The 21,784-nt window shown below is 70.0% G+C and carries 5 protein-coding genes and 2 pseudogenes; 6 read left to right on the top strand and 1 reads right to left on the bottom strand.

What is annotated here, in order from left to right:
* Positions 1 to 7 precede the first annotated feature (7 nt).
* Positions 8 to 1,027, top strand: coding sequence for a hypothetical protein (locus tag M3Q35_RS07155; RefSeq protein WP_273940854.1), 1,020 nt, complete (start codon positions 8 to 10; stop codon positions 1,025 to 1,027).
* Here the strand turns inward: M3Q35_RS07155 and M3Q35_RS07150 are convergent.
* Positions 1,012 to 1,995 carry a clavaminate synthase family protein gene (locus M3Q35_RS07150; protein ID WP_273940853.1) on the bottom strand — a complete coding sequence of 328 codons (984 nt, stop codon included), beginning with the start codon at positions 1,993 to 1,995 and terminating at the stop codon, positions 1,012 to 1,014. The two genes, M3Q35_RS07155 and M3Q35_RS07150, sit on opposite strands and share 16 nt — an antisense overlap.
* Before the next feature lie 150 nt (positions 1,996 to 2,145).
* On the opposite strand from M3Q35_RS07150, the gene M3Q35_RS07145 reads away from it, so the two are divergent.
* From M3Q35_RS07145 to M3Q35_RS49135, 5 genes and pseudogenes are all read left to right on the top strand, one after another.
* Complete coding sequence (locus M3Q35_RS07145; protein WP_273940852.1) at positions 2,146 to 3,081, top strand: ATP-binding cassette domain-containing protein; 936 nt, start codon at positions 2,146 to 2,148, stop codon at positions 3,079 to 3,081.
* Entirely contained in the window at positions 3,078 to 3,839 is a 762-nt protein-coding gene (locus tag M3Q35_RS07140) for an ABC transporter permease (RefSeq protein WP_273940851.1), read from the top strand. The genes M3Q35_RS07145 and M3Q35_RS07140 overlap by 4 nt, the downstream gene beginning before the upstream one ends.
* A 73-nt stretch (positions 3,840 to 3,912) precedes the next feature.
* Complete coding sequence (locus tag M3Q35_RS07135; RefSeq protein ID WP_273940850.1) at positions 3,913 to 12,903, top strand: non-ribosomal peptide synthetase; 8,991 nt, start codon at positions 3,913 to 3,915, stop codon at positions 12,901 to 12,903.
* A pseudogene (locus M3Q35_RS07130) lies at positions 12,900 to 17,216 on the top strand (amino acid adenylation domain-containing protein); the annotation flags it as partial. The gene M3Q35_RS07135 and the pseudogene M3Q35_RS07130, both read left to right, overlap by 4 nt.
* Positions 17,205 to 21,766, top strand: a pseudogene (locus M3Q35_RS49135) (amino acid adenylation domain-containing protein); the annotation flags it as partial. The pseudogenes M3Q35_RS07130 and M3Q35_RS49135, both read left to right, overlap by 12 nt.
* Between the last annotated feature and the right edge of the window lie 18 nt (positions 21,767 to 21,784).

The following is a 21,784-nucleotide window of genomic DNA, read 5'->3' as shown; positions in this document are numbered from 1 at the left end:
TCGGCCAATGGCTGTTGGACCGGCGCTGGTGCGTGACCGCAATGCTTGGCAACACCTGGAAGCCTTCGTGGTCTGCGCGGTCGCGACCATCCTGATCACGCGCTCGTTCCTCGGCGCCACCGGCTATCCGAAGATCGGCAGCGGCGGCCTGCACATCGCGCACATGCTGTGGGGCGGGCTGCTGCTGCTCCTGTCGCAGCTGCTGGTGCTGTCCTACCTCGGGCCGGTCACCAAGCCGCTGGCCGCGGTGCTGGGCGGCGTCGGCTTCGGGCTGTTCATCGACGAGGTCGGCAAGTTCGTCACGGCCGACAACAACTATTTCTACCGGCCGGCCGTGGCGATCATGTACGTCGTCTTCGTGGTGATCGTGCTGGCCGGCCGGCTCGTGCACGACCGGCGGCCGCGCGGCCCGGCCGAGCAGCTGGCCAACGCGGCGGCGATCGCGGCCGAAGGCGTGGTCGCCGGGCTGCCCAAGGCACAGCGCGCGGTCGCCAACCGGTTGCTCATGCGCGCGGCGAAAGGCGGCGCGAACGCCGAGATGACGGCCGCGCTGTCCACTGTGGTCGCTCTGTGCCCGCCAGGCCGGGCCACGCCACACTTCGTGCAGACGGTCCGCAACCGCCTGCCGTCCTACCTGCCGCAGAGCTGGGTTCTGGTGTGGCTGACCAATATCCTGCTGATCGGCCAGGCTGCGGCCGGCATCGTCGGCTCGCTGCTGGTGCTGCTGACCGATCCGCACGGCGCCGAACTGATCGCCGGCTTCGGGCAGCTGATCAGCGCGGCCATCGCCGGAGTACTGGCCATCGTGGCACTTGTCCTGCAATGGTCCGACGACCGCAGTGCCATGCTGCGCTGGAGTCGGTACGCCGCACTGGTCACGGTGTTGTTCACCGAGGTTTTCGACCTGGTCGAACAGGAGTTCGCCGGGCTGACCGGGGTGGGGGTCGGCCTGTTCGCCCTCGCCGTGATCGCGCTGCACGAGCGGCGGTCACGCCGACCCCTCACCAAGGCTCAGACCAGCACGTAACCGTCGCCGGGCCGCTGGAACCGACTGCGCCGCAGGTCGTTCATCACGAACGTGCGCTGGAGCCAGCGGTCCTTGCCGTCGTAGCGGGGCGTGAAACCGGTGCGGCCGTGCACGGTCACGCGATTGTCCACAATGGCCAGATCACCGGGACGCAGCCGCAACGTCTGCGACGCGTCGTTGAACCGGTCCCGCAGCTCCTCCAACGCCGCGGCGGCACGCGGCGTCTGCGGCGTGGTGGCGGCCAGGTCGACCTGGAGGTTCGGGTCCTCCTCGGCACCGAACAGCACCGCGTGCTCAACGGCCCCGTCACTGCCGAGACCGAACGACGGCGGCGCCTGCGTGACGAATTCCCGGCTGAACAAGGCTTCCCGCGCCTGGTCGGTCAGCATCGGCAGCACCGTGCGGGCGCACGAGGTACGCAGGCCGGCGACGCCTTCGTGGTCCTGCCGCAGGCACAGCAGCATCACGTAGTCGGGACGGTTGGGGTGGAACGCGTTCTCGGTGTGCCATTCCAGCAGCACCGAGCCGGCGTTGCCCTGGAACTCCTCCTTGCCCGGCACCGGAACCACGTCCTGCACCAGCGCGCCGGTCTTCTCCGGCAGGAAGGCGGCCGGGTCGCCGAGCCCGGTCGCGATCATCATCAGCACCGCGGCCGGCACCGCGACAGTGCGCTGCACGGAGCCGTTCACCGTTGGTGTGTCGGGCAGACCGTGTTCGTTCACCGGCAGGTTGCGCAACAGCATCGAGCCCTGCGGCCCGGAGTCACGGCGGAACCGGCGCAGCGGCCGGCGCAGGCCGACCGGGGCCTCGTCCCAGGCCCGGCGCGCGTCGTCCACCCACTCCGGGGCGTCGACGAGATCGTTCTCCACGGCACTGAGAGCACGGGCCAGCTGGTCGACGGCCTCGGCGTCGGCCGTGGCCAACGTGACCGGCGCGGAACCCGCTGTGGTTTCGGTGACCACCGTCATAGCTGTCCTACCTCCACTCGGATACGCCCGCGACGGTAGGCAGCGGCGGCTTTGTTCCGTTATCGCCGGCATTTCGCCGTGACTCCCCTGTGGACGGACATCGCCGCGTCGATATCTGGCCGATAAGGCGATTCTCTAGCGTCCCGTGTTATGACAGCTGCCATCCGCGTCGAGGGCCTGGCCAAGCGCTTCGGCGACACCAGGGCGCTGGACGGCGTCGACCTGGAGGTCGAAGCGGGCACCGTGCTGGGCCTGCTCGGCCCCAACGGCGCCGGCAAGACGACCACGGTCCGCACGCTGGCGACGCTGGTGCGGCCCGATGCCGGACGGGCCTTCGTCGGCGGTTACGACGTGGTGGCGCAGGCCAACGAGGTGCGCCGGCTGATCGGCCTGACCGGGCAGTACGCCTCGGTGGACGAGAACATCTCCGGCCGCGAGAACCTGTACCTGATCGGCCGGCTGCTGGATCTGTCCGCACGCAGGGCGAAGGCCCGCGCGGACGAGCTGTTGGAACGCTTCGCCCTGACCGCCGCCGCGTCCCGGCCGGCGCGGGGCTACTCCGGCGGCATGCGCCGACGGCTCGATCTGGCCGCGAGTCTGGTCGGCAATCCCAAGGTGTTGTTCCTGGATGAGCCGACGACCGGGCTGGACCCCCGCAGCCGCAACGACTTGTGGGACGAGGTTCGGTCCTTTGTGGCCGGTGGCTCGACCGTGCTGCTGACCACGCAGTACATGGAGGAAGCCGAGGCGCTGGCCGACCGGGTGGTGGTGATCGACCACGGCCGCGTGGTCACCGGCGGCACGCCCGACCAGCTGCGGGCCCGCGTCGGCGGCCGCGTGCTGCACGTGCGGATGGAGCGGCCCGACGAGGTCACGGACGCGGCAAAAGCCTTGGCCGACGCGGGTTTGGGCGCGGCGGTCACGGATGAGCCGGCCGGCCGGCTGTCCCTGCCCATGGCCGACGAGCAGTGGCTGACCGCCGCGCTGCGTGTGATCGGCGGGCTCGGCCTGACCATCGCCGAGATCGAGACCAGGCTGCCCAGCCTGGACGAGGTCTTCCTGACGTTCACGAAGAGGTCGGCATGACGGCGTCCACCCTGCGGCACTCGCTGGCCATCTGCCGGCGCAACCTGGTGCACATCCGCAACGATCCCGAGCAGCTGCTGGATGCCACGGTGATGCCCATCGTGTTCACCCTGGTGTTCCTGTACGTGCTCGGCGGCGCGATCGGCGGCGACCACCTGGACTACCGGGAGTACCTGCTGCCCGGGATCATGGTGCAGACCGCGTCTTTCGCCTCCACGGTCACGGGTATCGGCCTGAACACCGACTTCGGCCAGGGCGTGATGGACCGCTTCCGGTCGCTGCCCATCTCCCGCGCCGCCGTGCTGGCCGGTCGCATCGGCTCGGACGTCTGCCGATTGTTGTTGGGACAACTGGTCATGCTGGCCTTCGCTTTCGTCGTCGGCTTCCGCGTGCACACGAATCCGGTCGCCGTGCTCGGCGCGTTCGCCCTGCTCCTGCTGTACGGCACCGCGCTGTGCTGGGTGTCGGCTTTTGTCGGGCTGAGCGTGAAGAACGCCCAGGTGGTGTCCACGGTCGGCTTCCTGTGGATGATCCCGCTCCAGTTCGGCAGCTCCATCTTCGCCCCGCCGGACACCATGCCCGGTTGGTTGCAGGCGTTCGTCGCGGTCAACCCGACCACCCTGGTCACCGACGCCTGCCGCGGCCTGCTGGTCGGCGGCCCGGTCGCCGGCTCCGCGCTGGGCGCGATCGCGTGGAGCGTCGGCCTGATGGCCGTGTTCGCCCCCTTGGCCGTGCTGCGCTACCGCAACCGCACCTAACCCCCACCCCCGCGAGTCCCGCTCAGCGTCACACCGAAACCCGTTCTTTCGCACACCTGAGGAGTCGATCGGCATGGAAGACCTGGTCTCGCGGCTGGTGGCAGCGCGGGCGGCCGGCACGCCGGACGCGACCGCCGTGGTCTGCGGTCCCGAGCGGCTCAGCTACGCGGAGCTGAACGCGGCGGCCAACCGGTTGGCCCGGCTGCTGATCACCCGTGGCGCGGGCCCGGGCCGGGTCGTGGCGGTGGCGCAACGGCGGTCGGTGGAGCTGCTGGTCGCGCTGTTGGCCGTGCAGAAGACGGGTGCGGCCTATCTGCCGGTGGATCCGACCTATCCGGCCGACCGGATCGAGTACGTCCTCAACGACGCCCACGCGGTGACGAAGCTGGTCGGCGGCGAGCTGGCCGCCGCAGCCGGTCTGTCCTCTGAGGACATTCAGCTGGACTCCGACATCGCATACGTCATCTACACGTCCGGGTCGACCGGCCGACCGAAGGGCGTCGCGGTCACGCACGCCAACCTGGTCAACTTCCTCGACGGTGTCGCCGAGCACGCCCCGCTCACCCCGGCCGACACGCTGCTGGCCGTCACCACGATCGCCTTCGACATCGCCGGGCTTGAGATGTACCTCCCGCTGCTGCACGGCGGCCGGGTTGTGATCGCCACCGAGGCCGAGGTCCGTGACCCGGCGGCGCTGACGTCCCTGATCGCCGCCGAGGGCGTGACGGTCATGCAGGCGACGCCGTCGCTGTGGCAGGCGCTGGTGTCCAGCCACCCTGAACGGCTGCGTGGACTGCGGATGTTGGTCGGCGGCGAGGCGCTGCCGGGTGTGCTGGCGGCGAAGATGGCGGCGTTGACAACATCTGTTGTCAACCTCTACGGGCCGACCGAGACCACCATCTGGTCCACGGCGTCGCCCGTGACCGATGCCGCCGTGACCATCGGAAAGCCGCTGCGCAACCAGGAAGTCCGGGTGCTCGGCGACGCGTTGGCCGAGCTGCCGGCGGGTGAGATCGGCGAGCTGTACATCGCCGGCGACGGCGTGGCCCGCGGCTACTTCGGCCGGCCGGAGCTGACCGCGCAGCGTTTCGTCGCCGATCCGCACGGCGACGCCGGTACCCGTATGTACCGCACCGGTGACCTGGCCCGATGGAACGCGGACGGCGAGCTGGAGTACCTCGGCCGAGTGGACGAGCAGGTCAAGCTTCGTGGGTTCCGCATCGAGCTGGGCGAGATCCAGGCCGCCGCCGAGTCGCATCCGGCGGTGGAGCGGGCCGTCGTGGTCGTCCGCGACGAGCGTCTCGTCGGTTACGTCGTTGGCGCGGCTGACGGTGTGCGCGAACATGTCGCGAAGACCCTGCCCGAGTACATGGTCCCGGCGATCTTCGTCGAGCTGGCCGAGTTCCCGCTCACGCCCAACGGCAAGATCGACCGCAAGGCTCTGCCCGCGCCGCGTTTCGTGAGCGCCGGCCGCGCCCCGCGGACCGAGCGTGAAGTGACGCTGTGCGCGCTGTTCAGCGAGGTTCTCGGTCTGGACACGGTGTCGATCGACGACGGCTTCTTCGAGGCCGGCGGACACTCGCTGCTGGCCACGAAGCTGATCAGCCGCCTGCGCACCGAGCTCGGCGTCGAGGTCCCGATCGCCATGCTGTTCGACGCCCCGACGGTGGCTCAGCTGGCTTGTCGCCTCGATGAGGCAGCTGCGGCCCGGGCCCAGCTGGAGCGCCGTGAGCGTCCGGATCGGGTGCCGCTTTCCTATGCGCAGCAACGGCTCTGGTTCCTCCACCGGCTGGAGGGCCCCAGCCCCACGTACAACCTGCCGACGGTGCTGAAGCTGTCCGGCGAGGTCGACGTGGAAGCGTTGCGGCGGGCGGTGAACGAGGTCGCCGACCGGCACGAGTCGCTGCGCACGATCTTCCCCGAGGCCGACGGCCGGCCGTACCAGCAGATCGTGCACACGCCCATCCCCTTCGAGGTGGTCGAGCCGGCGAACCTGGACGAGGCGCTGAAGGCCGCTGTCCGGCACGAGTTCGAGCTGTCGACCGACCTGCCGTTCCGGGTGACGCTGTTCAAGTCCTCGGCTCAGGACTACACCCTTCTCCTGCTGGCGCACCACATCGCCAGTGACGGCTGGTCGCAGGCGCCGCTGTGCGCCGATCTCGCCGACCGCTACGCGGGACGGACCCAAGAGGCGCTGGCCGTGCAGTACGCGGATTACACGCTGTGGCAGCAGGAGCTGCTCGGTAGCGAGGACGACCCCACCAGCGCCATCCGCGCCCAGCTGGACCACTGGGTGTCCGCTTTGGACGGTGCCCCGGAGCTGCTGCCGCTGCCCACCGACCGCCCCCGGCCGACCGTCGCCTCCTACCGTGGCGACATCGTCGAGTTCGGCATCGACGCCGAGCTGTGCGAGCGGCTGGGCGCCCTCGCCCGCGAGGCCAACGGCACGCTGTTCATGGTCGTGCACGCGGCCCTGGCCGCCCTGCTCACGCGGCTCGGCGCGGGCACCGACCTGCCGTTGGGCACGGTCGTCGCCGGCCGCACCGACTCGGCCCTGGACGACCTGGTCGGCTTCTTCGTCAACACGCTGGTGCTGCGGGCCGACACCAGCGGCAACCCCACCTTCGCCGACCTGCTCGGCCGCGTACGGACCAACGCCCTGGCCGCGTACGCCAACCAGGACGTGCCGTTCGAGCGCGTGGTGGAGCAGATCAACCCGGTGCGGTCGCTCTCGCACCACCCGCTGTTCCAGGTCATGCTGGCGTTCCAGAACAACGCCTCGGCGACGCTGGACTTCCCGGGCCTGCGCGCCGAGCTGGCCGATGCCGCGGCCGACGTCGCCCGCTTCGACCTGTACTTCAGTGTGGTTGAACGGGCCGGCGGCCTGCGCGTGGACCTGGAGTACGCCACCGACCTGTACGACCGCGAGACCGTCGAGCGCCTGGCCAACCGCCTCGTCCGCCTGCTGTCCCAGGTCGCGGACAACCCGTCGATCGCCCTGGACGACCTGGACCTGCTCGACGATGCCGAGCGTTCACTCGTACTGAACACCTGGAACAACACGGCTGTACACGCCCCCGACGCGTCCATCGTCGAGCTGTTCCACGCCCAGGTCGACCGCACCCCCGACGCAATCGCGCTGGTCGCCGGCGAGGTGGAGATCAGCTACGCCGAGCTGGACCGCCGGGCCAACGGCCTGGCCCTGGAAGTCACCGCCGAGACCCCGGTAATCGTGCTCCAGGAGCGGTCGGTCGACGCCGTGGTCGCCATTCTGGCCGTGCTCAAGGCCGGCGGCAGCTATCTGCCGCTGGACGTGCGCTACCCGGCCTCCCGCGTGGAGGCGATCGTCCGCGAGAGCGGGGCCACGCTGGCCCTGGTCGACGCCGCCGGCGCCGCCCTGCTGCCGGCCGGGTGCACGGCCGTCGTGACAACAGATGTTGTCAGCAACGAGCGGCCTGACGTGCGGATCCACCCGGACCAGCTGGCCTACCTGATGTACACCTCGGGGTCGACCGGCACGCCCAAGGGCGTCGCCGTGACCCATCGCAACGTCGTCGACCTGGCCCGGGAACGCGCCTTCCGCAGCGGGGCCCACGAGCGTGTACTGCTGCACTCGACGCTGGCGTTCGACGCCGCTACCTACGAGCTGTGGGTGCCGCTCCTGTCCGGCGGGCAGCTGGTGATCGCCCCGCCCGGCGAGCTCGACCACACCGCCCTGGAGCGGGTGATCGTCGACCACCGGATCACCGGCCTGTGGCTGACCGCCGGCCTGTTCCGGCTGCTGGCCGACGAGGCCCCGACCTGTTTCGCCGACGTCCGCGAGGTCTGGACCGGCGGCGACGTCGTGCCGGCGGCCTCGGTGCGGCGCGTGATGGAACGCTGCCCCGGTCTGACCGTCGTCGACGGCTACGGCCCCACCGAGACCACGACCTTCGCCACGCACCACATCATGCGGTCCGCCGATGCCGTGCCGACGATCGTCCCGATCGGCCGGCCGCTGGACAACATGCGGGTGTACATCCTGGATGCACGTCTGCGTCCAGTGCCGATCGGCGTGGTCGGCGAGCTGTGCATCGCCGGCACCGGCCTGGCCCGCGGCTACCTCGACGCCCCGCGCCTGACGGCCGAGCGTTTCGTGGCCGACCCGTTCGGCGACGGCCGCATGTACCTGACCGGCGACCTGGCCCGATGGCGGGCCGACGGGACCGTGGAGTTCGTCGGCCGTGACGACGACCAGGTCAAGGTCCGTGGCTTCCGCATCGAGCTCGGCGAGGTCGAGACCGTGCTGTCGGCGCACCCGGCGGTCGCCCGCTCGGCCGTGGTCGTGCGCGAGGACCAGCCCGGCGACAAGCGCCTGGTCGCCTACGCCGTGCCGGCGTCCACCGACGAGGACCACGCCGACGAGCACGTGGACGAGTGGCAGAAGCTGTACGAGAACCTGTACAGCGACAGCGCCGGCCGCTCCGGGTTCGGCGAGAACTTCGCCGGCTGGCACAGCAGCTACGACGAGCAGCCCATCCCGTTGGAGCAGATGCGGGAGTGGCAGGCGGCGACCGTGGAGCGGATCCGGTCACTGCGGCCGCGGCGGGTGCTGGAGATTGGCGTCGGCTCCGGCCTGCTGCTGTCCCAGCTCGCGCCGCACGTGGATTCCTACTGGGGCACCGACTTCTCGTCCGTGGTGATCGAGACCCTGCGCGGCGAGGTCGACCGCCACGACTTCGCCTCCCGGGTGCGGCTGCGGGCCCAGCCGGCGAACGTGGTCGACGGGCTGCCGACCGGCTACTTCGACACGATCATCATCAACTCGGTGTTGCAGTACTTCCCCGGCATCGACTACCTCCTCGACGTCCTGCGCAACTGCGCCGACCTGCTGGTGCAGGGTGGTGTGGTGTTCGCCGGCGACGTCCGCAACCACCGGCTGCTGCGGCATTTCTCCACGGCCATCGAGCTCACCAAGGCCGACGACGACGTGCCGGCATCGGTGCTGCGCCGGGCGGTGGAGCAGGACCTGTTGCTGGAGAACGAACTCACCGTCGATCCGCAGTTCTTCGCCCGCATCGGCGAGGCCGTCCCGGGCTTCGAGTCGGTGGACGTGCGGTTGAAGCGGGGCCGGTTCCACAACGAGCTCAGCCGCTACCGTTACGACGCCGTGCTGCGCAAGGGCTCCGCACTGTCCGTTTCGGACGTTCCCACACTGCGCTGGGGCCGTGACATCACCGAGCTGGCCGAGATCAAGGTCGACGGCCCGCTGCGGATCACCGGTGTCCCGAATGGACGGATCGCCGGCGAGGTCGCCGCGATGCGTGCCCTGGAACAGGGTTCCGGTGTCGCGGTCGCCCGCAGCCTGCTCACCGAGGCGAACGTCCCCGATCCCGAGGACTTCCACGTGCTGGGCAATGCCGTGATCACGTGGTCGGGCACCGGTTCCGACGGCGAGCTGGACGTGCTCTACGTGCGGGAGGATGTCGATCTGGCCGGTGTGTTCGTCGGTCGCGGCGGCGAGTTCGACCCGTCGCGGTACGCCAACGACCCCGGCCGTTCGCGGTCGGCCGGCGCGCTGACCCAGGCGCTGCGGTCGTACCTGGCCGACGAGCTGCCGGACTTCATGGTGCCGTCGGCGGTCGTGATGATGAACTCGTTGCCGCTGACCCGCAACGGCAAGCTCGACCGGGCCGCGCTGCCCGCCCCCGACTACACCATCACCTCCTCGGGCAAGGCACCGCGCACCCCACGCGAGGAGATCCTCTGCGGCCTGTTCGCCGAGGTCCTCGGCCTGTCCACGGTCGGCGTCGACGACAACTTCTTCGACCTCGGCGGGCACTCGCTGCTGGCCACCCGCCTGATCAGTCGGCTGCGGGCGGTGTTCGGCGTCGAGTTCGAGATCCGCAACCTGTTCGAGGCCCCGACCGTCACCGAACTGGCCCGCCGCACCGAAGTCGCGGCCCCGGCCCGCACCGCGGTGACCGCCGTGACCGAGCGCCCGCAACGGATTCCGTTGTCATTCGCACAGAAGCGGCTGTGGTTCCTGCACCGCATGGAAGGCCCGAGCTCGACCTACAACGTGTCGATGACGCTCCGGCTGACCGGCCCCATCGACCGGGATGCCCTGGCGGCGGCGATCGACGACGTGTTGTGGCGGCACGAATCGCTGCGCACGGCCTTCGCCGAGACCGACGGCGAGCCGCACCAGGTGGTGCTGCCGCAGACCACGCCGATGCACGTCGTCGAGACCTCAGACATCGACGAAGTCGTGGTGGCGGAAGCGAAGTACGGCTTCGATCTCGCTGCCGGGGCACCGGTGCGGATCACGCTGTTCGCCGCCTCGCCGACCGAGCACGTGCTGCTGATGCTCATGCACCACATCGTCAGCGACGGCTGGTCGTGGGCGCCGCTCTGCCGTGACCTCGAAACCGCCTACACCGCAAGGCTTTCCGGCAACCCACCGGCGTTCGAGCCGCTGCCGGTGCAGTACCCGGACTTCGCCCTGTGGCAGCAGGACGTGCTCGGCTCCGAGCGGGACGGCAACAGCCTTGTCACCCGTCAGCTGGAGCACTGGAAGGAGCAGCTCAAGGGCCTGCCGGAGCTGGTGACCGTGCCGGCCGACCGGCCGCGCCCGGCGGTTGCCACCTATCGCGGCGACCTGCTGCCGTTCACCGTCGACGCCAAGATCCACCAGGCGATGGTGAAGCTGGCCCATGACACCGACACCACGGTGTTCATGGTCGTCGAGGCGGCGATGGCCGTGCTGCTGACGGCGTTGGGCGGCGGCGAGGACATCCCGATCGGCACCGCCGTCGCCGGCCGCACCGACGCCGCGCTGGACGACCTGGTCGGCTTCTTCGTGAACACGCTGGTGATGCGCAACGACACCTCCGGCGACCCGTCGTTCACCGAGCTGCTGCGCCGGGTGCGGGAGACCAGCCTGGCCGCGTACGCCAACCAGGAGGTGCCGTTCGAGCGCCTGGTCGAGCTGGTCAACCCGACCCGGTCGCTGTCGCACGCCCCGCTGTACCAGGTCATGTTGACGTACCAGAACAACAGCGACGCCACGCTGTCGCTGCCCGGTGTGCAGGTGGAGATCGGCGAGGCCAACACCGGCATCTCCAAGTTCGACCTGTCGTTCAACATCCGCGAGGTGCCCAGCCTCACCGGCCTGCCCGCCGGGCTGGAGGGCGAGGTCGAGTTCGCCACCGACCTCATGGACCCGTCAACCGCCGCTTCGGTGGCGCGCCGGCTGGTTCGCGTGTTGGAGGCGGTGGTCGCCGATCCGACTCGACCGATCGGGTCGCTGGACCTGCTGGAGTCGGCCGAGCGTCGCCGGGTGATCGAGGAGTGGAACGACTTCGGCCGTGACGTGCCGTCGGCGACGCTGGTCGAGTCGTTCGAACGTCAAGTGGCGGCAACGCCTTCGGCCAAGGCCGTGGTTTTCGGAGACTCGGCGCTGACCTACTCCGAGCTCAACGCCCGGGCCAACCAGCTGGCCTCGATGCTCCGCGAGCAGGGCGTCGGGCCGGAGAAGTTCGTCGCGGTCAAGATGCCACGCTCGACCGATCTCGTGGTGGCCCTGCTGGGCATTCTCAAGGCCGGCGGCGCATACCTCCCGCTCGACCCGTCGTATCCGGCGGACCGCCTGGAGTTCATGGTCTCCGACGTCTCCCCCGTGCTGACGCTGACCTCGTTGCCGGCCTTGGAAGGGCCAATCGAAAACCCGGTTTCTCCTTTGTTGCCGGGCAATGCCGCCTTCGTGATCTTCACGTCCGGGTCGACCGGCCGTCCCAAGGGCGTTGTCGTGCAACACGATTCGCTCAACCAGTACCTGTCGTGGACGCGGTCGGCGTACCCCGGCGTCGGCGGCCGGTCGCTGGTGCACTCGCCGGTGTCGTTCGACCTCACGGTCACCGGCCTGTTCTCCACGCTGACCTCCGGCGGCTGCGTCACCATCGTCGACCTGGACCGGTCGGCCGACGCGGGCCAGGTGGCGCAGCAGCCGACCTTCGTCAAGGCCACGCCGAGCCACCTGCCGCTGCTGCTGAACCTGCCGGATGCCTTCTCCCCCACCGAGCAGCTGGTGCTGGGCGGCGAGTCGCTGATGGGCGAGGTGCTGGACCAGTGGCGGGCGCGCTTCCCATCGACGACCGTGGTCAACGAGTACGGGCCGACCGAGACCACGGTCGGCTGCACCGAGTACCGGATCGAGCCGGGCGACGAGGTGCGGGCCGGCGTGGTGACCATCGGCAAGCCGATCTGGAACACCCGGATGTACGTGCTGGACAAGGCTTTGCGGCCGGTGCCGCCGGGCGTGCAGGGCGAGCTCTACATCGCCGGCGACCTGGTCACCCGCGGCTACCACAACCGGCGCGGGCTGACCGCGACGAAGTTCGTCGCCGATCCGTTCGGGCCGCCCGGCAGCCGGATGTACCGGTCCGGCGACCTCGGGCGGTGGCGCACCGACGGCAACCTGGAGTTCATCGCCCGGGTCGACGACCAGGTCAAGGTGCGGGGGTTCCGCATCGAACTGGGCGAGATCGAGGGCTGCATCGGCACCCATCCGGACGTCCGGCACGCGGCGGTGATCGTCCGCGAGGACCAGCCCGGCGACAAGCGGCTGGTGGCCTACGTCGTGGGCGACGCGGACCTGGACGTGCTGCGCAAGCACGTGGCCGACGCGCTGCCGGAGTACATGGTGCCGGCAGCGTTCGTGCGGCTGGACGTGCTGCCGCTGACCGCGAACCGCAAGCTGGACCGGAAGTCGTTGCCAGCGCCCGATTACGCCGTCCAGGCGAGCAGCCGGGAGCCGCGGGACGACCGCGAGCGCACGGTGTGCGCGCTGTTCGCGGACGTGCTCGGGCTGCCCTCGGTCGGGGTGGAGGACAACTTCTTCGACCTCGGCGGCCATTCGCTGCTGGCCACCCGGCTGATCAGCCGGATCCGCGCCGACCTCGGCGCCGAGCTCTCCCTGCGCGCCCTGTTCGACCAGCCGACCCCGGAGGCGGTGGCGGCGCGCCTGACCAAGCCCGCGAAGGCCCGGCCCGCGCTGCGGCCGCGCACCCAGGAGGCGTTGTGATTCCGCTGTCCCACGCCCAGCGGCGGCTGTGGTTCCTGCACCGCCTTGAGGGCCCGAGCGCCACGTACAACATTCCCTTGGTGCTGCGCATGTCCGGTCCGCTGGATGTGCCGGCGCTGCGGTCCGCGCTGAACGACGTCGTGCAACGGCACTCGTCGTTGCGGACTGTTTACCCTGAGGTAGAAGGCAATCCCGTTCAGTCCGTTGTGGACGTATCGGTCTCGCTTGAGGCGCAGCCTGTGTCGAACGTGACGGCGGCGATGGAAGCCGCCGCCCGGCACAAGTTCGATCTGCTGGCCGAGACTCCGTTGCGGGCCAGCCTGTTCCGGGTCGCACCCGAGCGGCACGTGCTGATGCTCGTGATGCACCACATCGTGGCCGACGGCTGGTCCATGGGCCCGCTGTGCAACGACCTGTCTTTCGCTTACACGGCACGGGTTGCCGGCAGCGAGCCGGCGTTCGAGCCGTTGCCGGTGCAGTACACGGACTACACGCTGTGGAAGGCCGAGGTGCTCGGGTCCGAGGACGACCCGGACAGCCTGCTCACCGAACAGCTTTCCTTCTGGCGCAGGCAGTTGGTCGACCTGCCGGAGCTGCTCCAGCTGCCGCTGGACAAGTCGCGCCCGGCGACGGCGTCCTACCGGGGCGCGACGCTCGACTTCACGATCCCGGCTGACGTGCAAGGTCGGTTGGCGGAGCTGGCCAAGCGGACCGACACCACGGTGTTCATGGTCGCCCAGGCCGCGTTGGCGACGCTGCTCGGGCGGCTGGGCGGCGATGTCGACGTGCCGATCGGGACGCCGGTCGCCGGCCGTGACGACGAGGCCCTTGACGACCTCGTCGGGTTCTTCATCAACACGGTCGTGCTGCGCAACGACCTGTCCGGTGATCCGCTGTTCGTCGAGCTGCTGGACCGGGTGCGGCAGACCAACCTGGCCGCGTTCGACCACCAGGACGTTGCCTTCGACCGGCTGGTCGAGCTGCTCAACCCGACGCGGTCGCTGGGCCACCACCCTCTGTTCCAGGTGGCGCTGACGTTCGAGAAGCCGGGCGAGCTGACCGCGTCGCTGCCGGGGCTTGACGTGTCGGTGGAGCTGATCGGGGCCGGCGCGGCCAAGTTCGACCTGTCGTTCAGCATGCAGGAGACCGCCGTCGGGCTGGTCTGCGACCTGGACTACGCCGTCGACCTGTTCACCCCGGCCGGCGCTCAGACTTTGGTCGATCGCTTCGTCGCCCTCCTCACGGCTGTCGCTGACAACGCGGACGTGCGTCTGAGCGCGTTGCCGCTGCTGACGGCCGCGGAGGAGCGGGACCTCGCGGCGTGGAACGACACGATCCGCGCTGTACCGGACGGTTCAGTTCTGAGCCGGTTCGCCGAGCAGGTCGCCCGGACTCCCGACGCGGTGGCCGTGGTCGACGCCTTGACCTACCGTGAGCTGGACCTTCGGGCCAACCGGTTGGCGCACAGGCTGATCGCTGCCGGGGTCGGGGTCGAGACGCCGGTCGCGGTGCTGATGGACCGTTCGGTGGACCTGATCGTCGCCGAGCTGGCCGTGCTGAAGGCCGGCGGCGTGTACGTGCCGCTGCACGCGAGCTACCCGTCGTCGCGGATGCGCTGGGTCATCGAGGAAACCGGCGCACCGGTGCTGCTGGTCGACCGTCCGTCCGGTTTGGACGGTGTGGTGGAGATCCTCGCCACCGATCTGACTTCCGACGACTCCGACCCGGGTGTCACGGTCGATCCGCGGCAGCTGGCCTACGTCATGTACACCTCGGGTTCCACCGGCAACCCCAAGGGCGTGGCCATCACCCACGAGGACATCGTGGCGCTGGCCGATGATCATTGCTGGCACGGCGAGGCGCAGCGGCGGGTGCTCGTGCACTCTTCGCACGCCTTCGACGCCGCCACCTACGAGGTCTGGGTGCCACTGCTGGCCGGCCACTCGGTGGTCGTCGCCCCCGCCGGCCAGGTCGACATGTCCGCGCTGGCTTCGTTGCTGGTGTCGGAGCGGATCACCAGCGTGTTCCTGACGACCGCGCTGTTCAACGTGATCGCCGAGGAGCAGCCGCTGGCCTTCGCCGGCGTGCACGAGGTGTGGACCGGCGGCGAACTCGCCTCCCCGGCGGCCATGCGCCGCGTGATGGACCTGTGCCCGACAACAACTGTTGTCCACGTCTACGGGCCGACCGAGACCACCACCTTCGCCACCTACCTGCGCCTGTCCCCCGACTTCGCCGGCGTGCCGCCGATCGGCCGGGCCATGGACAACATGCAGGCCGCGGTACTGGACCAGCACCTCCAGCCGGTGCCGCCCGGTGTGGTCGGCGAGCTCTACCTCAGCGGCGCCGGGCTCGCCCGCGGCTACTGGAACCGCCCGGCCCTCACCGCCGAGCGCTTCGTCGCCGTCGCCGGCGGCCGTCGCATGTACCGCACCGGCGACCTCGTCCGCTGGACCGCCGACGGCCAGATCGAGTTCGTCGGCCGTGGCGACGGGCAGGTCAAGATCCGCGGCTTCCGCATCGAGCTCGGCGAGATCGAGGCCGTGCTGGCCGGGCATGCCGCCATCAGCCAGGTTTCCGTCACCACCTACGAGCACGCCGCCGGCGACCGCCGCGTCGTCGCCTACTACGTGGGCTCCCCCGTCGCCGACGCCGACCTCCGTGCCCACGTCGCCGCCGCGCTGCCCGAGTACATGGTGCCCGCCGCATTCATGCCTCTCGACGTGCTGCCTCTGAACTCCAACGGCAAGGTCGACCGCAAGGCCCTGCCCGCCCCGGTCTTCACCACCGTCTCCTCCCGCGCCGCCGCTTCCGGCACCGAGTCGTCACTGCTCGGCCTGTTCGCCGAGGTCCTGGGCACGGAGGTCGGCGTCGAGGACAACTTCTTCGACCTCGGCGGCCATTCCCTGCTGGCGACCAAGCTGGTCAACCGCATCCGGACCGCGTTCGATGTCGATGTCCCGATCCGGGCCCTGTTCGAGGACCCGACGGTCGCCGGCCTCGCCGCGCGGGTGGACGCCTCCGTCGGTGCCAAGCCAACCCTGGTGCGGGGCAAGCGTCCCGAGCGACTCCCGCTTTCCTTTGCGCAGCAACGCCTGTGGTTCCTGCACAAGCTCGAAGGTCCCAGCGCCACGTACAACATTCCCCTGGCGCTGCACCTGTCCGGGTCGCTCGATGTCGAGGCGCTGCGGCTGGCGCTGGCCGACCTGACCGCCCGCCACGAGCCGCTGCGGACCGTGTTCCGCGAGGTCGACGGCGAAGTCAGCCAGGTCATCCTCGATGCCTACGAGCCGGAGCTGGTCGACGACCCCGCGCCGGAGCGATATGCCTTCGATCTGACTGCCGAGGTCCCGCTGCGGGTTTCGCTTGTGTCGCAGGGGTCTGAGCACGTGGTCACGCTGGTGATGCATCACATCGCGGCCGATGGCTGGTCGTTCGCGCCGCTGGTGCGTGACCTGTCCGAGGCCTATGGGGCCCGACTCGGCGGCAACGTCCCGGAGTGGCGGCCGCTGCCGGTGCAGTATGCGGATTACGCCCTGTGGCAACGAAAGCTGCCGGTGGACGAGCAGCTGGACTTCTGGGCGGGGCAGCTGGCCGGTGCGCCGGAACTGCTGGAACTGCCGCTGGACCGGCCGCGTGGACCGGCGGCGAGCTTCGTCGGCTCGACGGTTACGGAGCACATCGACGCCGGCCTGCACGCAGAGCTGGTGAAACTGGCGCGTGCCAACGGAACCACGCTGTTCATGGTGATACAGGCGGCCCTGGGAACCCTGCTCAATGCCCTCGGCGGCGGCACCGACATCCCGCTGGGCACGGTGGTCGCCGGCCGGTCCGATGAGACGCTGGACGAGCTGATCGGCTTCTTCGTCAACACGGTCGTGCTGCGCACCGACCTGAGCGGCAACCCGACGTTCGGCGAGCTGCTGACCCGCGTCCGTGACACCGACCTGGCGGCCTTCGCGAACCAGGATGTGCCGTTCGAGCTGGTCGTCGAGCGGGTCAACCCGGCGCGCTCGCTGGCCCATCACCCGCTGTTCCAGGTGATGGTCATCCTCCAGGGCACCGACGCCGGCACGGTCGAGATGCCGGGCCTCACCGGCACGGTCGAGGATCTCGACACCGGCGTGGCCAAGTTCGACCTGTCGTTCAACCTGCGTGAATCGGCCGACGGCATCGAGTGCAGTCTCGAGTACGCCACCGATCTGTTCGACGCCGCCACGGCGCAGAACCTGTTGTCCCGCTTGGTGACCGTGCTCCGGGCGGTCGCCGCCGACCCCTCGGCCCGTATCGGCTCACACCAGGTGTTGAACGCCACTGAACGCCAGCGTGCAGTGGTCGAGTGGAACGCGTCGGCGGAGGAGGTTCCCCAGCTCACCGTGCCCGAGCTCTTCGCTGTTCGGGTCGATGAGAACTCCCGCGCCCGGGCGCTCATCTTCGAGGGCACGGAGTTGAGCTACGGCGAGCTCGACCGGCGCGCCAACCAGCTCGCCCGGCTGCTCATCGAGAGGCATGTCGGCCCGGAGAGCTTTGTCGCAGTGGCCCTTCCCCGGTCCATCGACATGGTCGTGACGTTGCTGGCCGTGCACAAGGCGGGCGGAGCGTACCTGCCGATCGACCCGACGTACCCGGCCGACCGCATCGCCTACATGCTCGAAGACTGCGGCCCGGTTCTCACGATCGACCAGCCGCTCGACGCTTCAGCCTTCGACGACGGCCCGCTGGACGCCCGCGCAGGACTCACGAACTCGGCCTATGTCATCTACACCTCGGGTTCGACCGGCCGCCCCAAGGGCGTCGTCGTCACGCACGCCGGTGTCGCCAGCCTGCTGACGCAGCAGATGCGGGCCTTCGAAGTCGGTGTCGGCAGCCGAGTCCTCCAGTTCGCGGCGCTCAGCTTCGACGCTGCCGCGTGGGAACTGTGCATGGGTCTGCTCTCCGGCGCCTGTGTCGTGCTGGCCCCGCAGGAGCGGGTGATGCCCGGTGCACCGCTGGCCGAGCTGGTCGCCGAGACCGAAGTAACGCATGTGACGTTACCGCCGACCGCCCTGGCCGAGCTCCCGGACCTGCCCTCCGTGACAACACTTGTTGTCGCCGGCGAGGCCTGCTCACCGGCCTTGCTCGGCCAGTGGTCCCAGGGCCGTCGCATGATCAACGCCTACGGTCCGACCGAGACCACGGTGTGCGCCACCATGAGCGCGCCGGTCAGCGGCGAGGTCGTGGCCCCGATCGGCCGCCCGATCGTCAACGCCCAGGTGTACGTCCTGGACGCCTACCTGCGGCCGGTCGCCCCCGGCGTCGTCGGCGAGCTGTACGTGGCGGGCGCGGGCCTCGCTCGCGGCTACCTGCACCGCTCCGCGTTGTCGGCGGAACGCTTCGTCGCCAACCCCTTCGGCGCGCCCGGCACTCGCATGTACCGCACCGGCGACCTTGCCCGCTGGACCGCCGACGGCCAGCTCGACTACCTCGGCCGCGCCGATCACCAGGTCAAGCTGCGCGGCTTCCGCATCGAGCTCGGCGAGATCGAGAACGTCCTCGAACACCAGGACACCGTCGAGCAGGCAACGGTTGTCGTCCGTGACGACCGCATCGTGGCCTACGTGGTCGGCACGCCCGATCCCGCCGCCGCCCGCGAACTGCTGCCCGAGTACATGGTGCCGGCCGCCTACGTGCGGCTCGACGCGCTGCCGCTGCTGCCCAACGGCAAGATCGACCGCAAGGCCCTGCCCGCCCCCGACTTCACGGCCGGCGCCGGCCGTGCCCCGCGCACCCCCGTGAGGAAGTCCTCTGTGGACTGTTCGCCGCCGTGCTGACCGTCGACCGGGTCACCATCGACGACAGCTTCTTCGACCTGGGCGGGCATTCCCTGCTCGCCACCCGTCTGATCGGCCGCATCCGGTCGGCGCTCGACGTCGAGCCCAAGGTCCGCGACCTGTTCGAGGCCCCGACCGTCGCCGAACTCGCGGCCCGTCTCGACGACGCAGCCGCCACCCGCAGCCGCGTCACCGCCGGCCCGCGCCCGGCCGAGATCCCGCTTTCCCATGCCCAGCGCCGGCTCTGGTTCCTGCACCAGCTCGAAGGCCCCAACGCCACGTACAACGTCCCCCTGGCCATCCGATTTACCGGCGCGGTCGATCCGACCGCCCTGGAGGCCGCCCTCAACGACGTCCTCACCCGGCACGAGTCGCTCTGCACCGTCTTCCCCAGCACCGACGGCCGTCCCCGCCAGGAGATCCTGACCGACGCCCGTCTCCCGCTGGTCATCGCCGGCCCGGCTGACACCCCGGAAGCCGAGGCCCGGCGCGGCTTTGAGCTGACGACCGACCTCCCGATCCGCGCCACCCTGTTCGACGGCAACCTCCTTGTGTTGGTGGTGCACCACATCGTCAGCGACGGCTGGTCGTTCGCGCCGCTCTGCCGTGACCTCTCGGCCGCCTACACGGCCCGGGTCGACGGCGTGGAGCCGACTTGGCAGCCGCTGCCCGTCCAGTACGCGGATTACGCCGTGTGGCAACAAAACCTGCCGATCGACGAGCAGGTCGAGTACTGGACAGCGAAGCTGGCCGGCCTGCCGGAGCTGCTGGAGATCCCGACCGACCGGCCGAGGCCGAATGTCGCCAGCTACCAAGGCGATTACGTCGATGTCGCGGTCGAGCCCGAGCTGCACGCGCGGTTGTCCGGGCTGGCCAGGGAAACCGGCACGACGCTGTTCATGGTCGTGCAGGCGGCATTGGCGGTGCTGTTCGAGAAGCTCGGCGCCGGCAACGACATTCCGCTCGGCACGGTCGTCGCCGGCCGCGGCGACGAAGCCCTGGAAGACATGGTCGGCTTCTTCGTCAACACGGTCGTGCTGCGCACCGACCTGAGCGGCAACCCCACCTTCCACGACCTGCTGACCCGCGTCCGCGACGCCGACCTGGCCGCCTTCGCCAACCAGGACGTGCCGTTCGAACGGCTGGTTGACGCCCTGCAGCCGACCCGGTCGCTGTCGCACCACCCGTTGTTCCAGACGATGCTGATCTTCCAGAACAACGCGGCGGCCGAGCTCGACCTGGCCGGTGAGATCGAGTCGGTGGACGCCGGCGTGGCCAAGTTCGACCTGTCGCTCAGCCTCGGCGAGTCCGCCGACGGCCTGACCGGCATGCTGGAGTTCGCCACCGACCTGTTCGACCGGGCAACGGCCGAGCTCATGGTGCAGCGCCTGATCACGGTCCTGCGCGCGGCCGCCGACGACCCGTCCGCGCCGATCAGTGCCATCCAGCTGCTCACCCCGGCCGAACGCGACCGGACGCTGGTCGACTGGAACGCCTCCACCGAGGACGTCCCCCAGCTCACCGTGCCCGAGCTGTTCGCCCGTCGGGTGACCGAGAACCCCGACGCGCCGGCGCTGATCTTCGAGGGCACCGAGCTGAGCTACACCGAGCTGGACCGTCGCTCCAACCAGCTCGCCCGGCTGCTCATCGATCAGCACGTCGGCCCGGAAAGCTTTGTCGCGGTGGCACTTCCCCGGTCGATCGACATGGTGGTCACGGTCCTCGCGGTGCACAAGGCCGGCGGCGCCTACCTGCCGATCGACCCGACCTACCCGGCCGACCGCATCGCCTACATGCTCGAAGACTGCGCCCCGGTCCTCACGATCGACCAGCCGCTCGACGCTTCAGCCTTCGACGACGCCCCGCTGGACGCCCGCGCTGGGTCGACCAACTCCGCCTACGTCATCTACACCTCCGGCTCCACTGGCCGCCCCAAGGGCGTCGTCGTCACCCATGCCGGCGTCGCCAGCCTCCTCACGCAGCAGATGCGGGCCTTCGAAGTCGGGGCGGGCAGCCGGGTGTTGCAGTTCGCCGCGCTGAGCTTCGACGCCGCGGCCTGGGAACTGTGCATGAGCCTGCTCTCGGGGGCGTGCCTGGTGGTCGCCCCGCCGGAGCGGGTGATGCCGGGCGAGACCATGGCCGCGCTGGTCGCCGAAACCGAAGTAACGCATGTGACGTTACCTCCGACGGCCCTGTCGGTCCTGCCGGACATGCCCTCCGTGACAACACTTGTTGTCGCCGGCGAGGCCTGCCCGCCGGCCCTGACCGGCCAGTGGTCCCAGGGCCGCCGCATGATCAACGCCTACGGTCCGACCGAGACCACCGTCTGCGCCACCATGAGCGCCCCGGTGCACGGCGAAGTCGTCGCCCCGATCGGCCGGCCGATCGTCAACGCCCAGGTGTACGTCCTGGACGCCGCGCTCAACCCGGTCGCACCGGGCGTCGTCGGTGAGCTGTACGTCGCCGGCGCGGGCCTGGCCCGCGGCTACCTGCACCGCTCAGCCCTGACCTCGGAACGCTTCGTCGCCAACCCCTTCGGCGCGGCCGGCACCCGCATGTACCGTACGGGCGACCTCGCCCGTTGGACCGCCGACGGCGAGCTGGAGTACATCGGCCGCGCCGACCACCAGGTCAAGGTCCGCGGCTTCCGCATCGAGCTCGGCGAGATCGAGAACGTCCTCGAACACCAGGACACCGTCGACCGGGCCACGGTGGTCGTCCTGGACGGCAAGATCGTCGCGTACGTGGTCGGCGAGGCCGACCAGGAGTCGGTCAAGGACCTCCTGCCCGAGTACATGGTCCCGGCCGCCTACGTGCGGCTCGACGCGCTGCCGCTGCTGCCCAACGGCAAGATCGACCGCAAGGCCCTGCCCGCCCCCGACTACACCGCAGGCTCCTCCGGCGTCGCCGCCCGCACCCCGCGCGAGGAACTCCTGGCCGGGCTGTTCGCCGAGGTGCTCGGCGTGCCGACGGTGTCGGTCGACGACGGCTTCTTCCACCTCGGCGGCGACTCCATCCTGTCCATCCAGCTGGTCGCCCGGGCCCGCGCCGCCGGCCTGGTCGTCACGGCC

This window comes from Kutzneria chonburiensis, from assembly GCF_028622115.1.
Classification (GTDB): domain Bacteria; phylum Actinomycetota; class Actinomycetes; order Mycobacteriales; family Pseudonocardiaceae; genus Kutzneria; species Kutzneria chonburiensis.
Note: the sequence above shows the minus strand (reverse complement) of the source record. Positions and strands in the feature narration are given on the sequence as shown.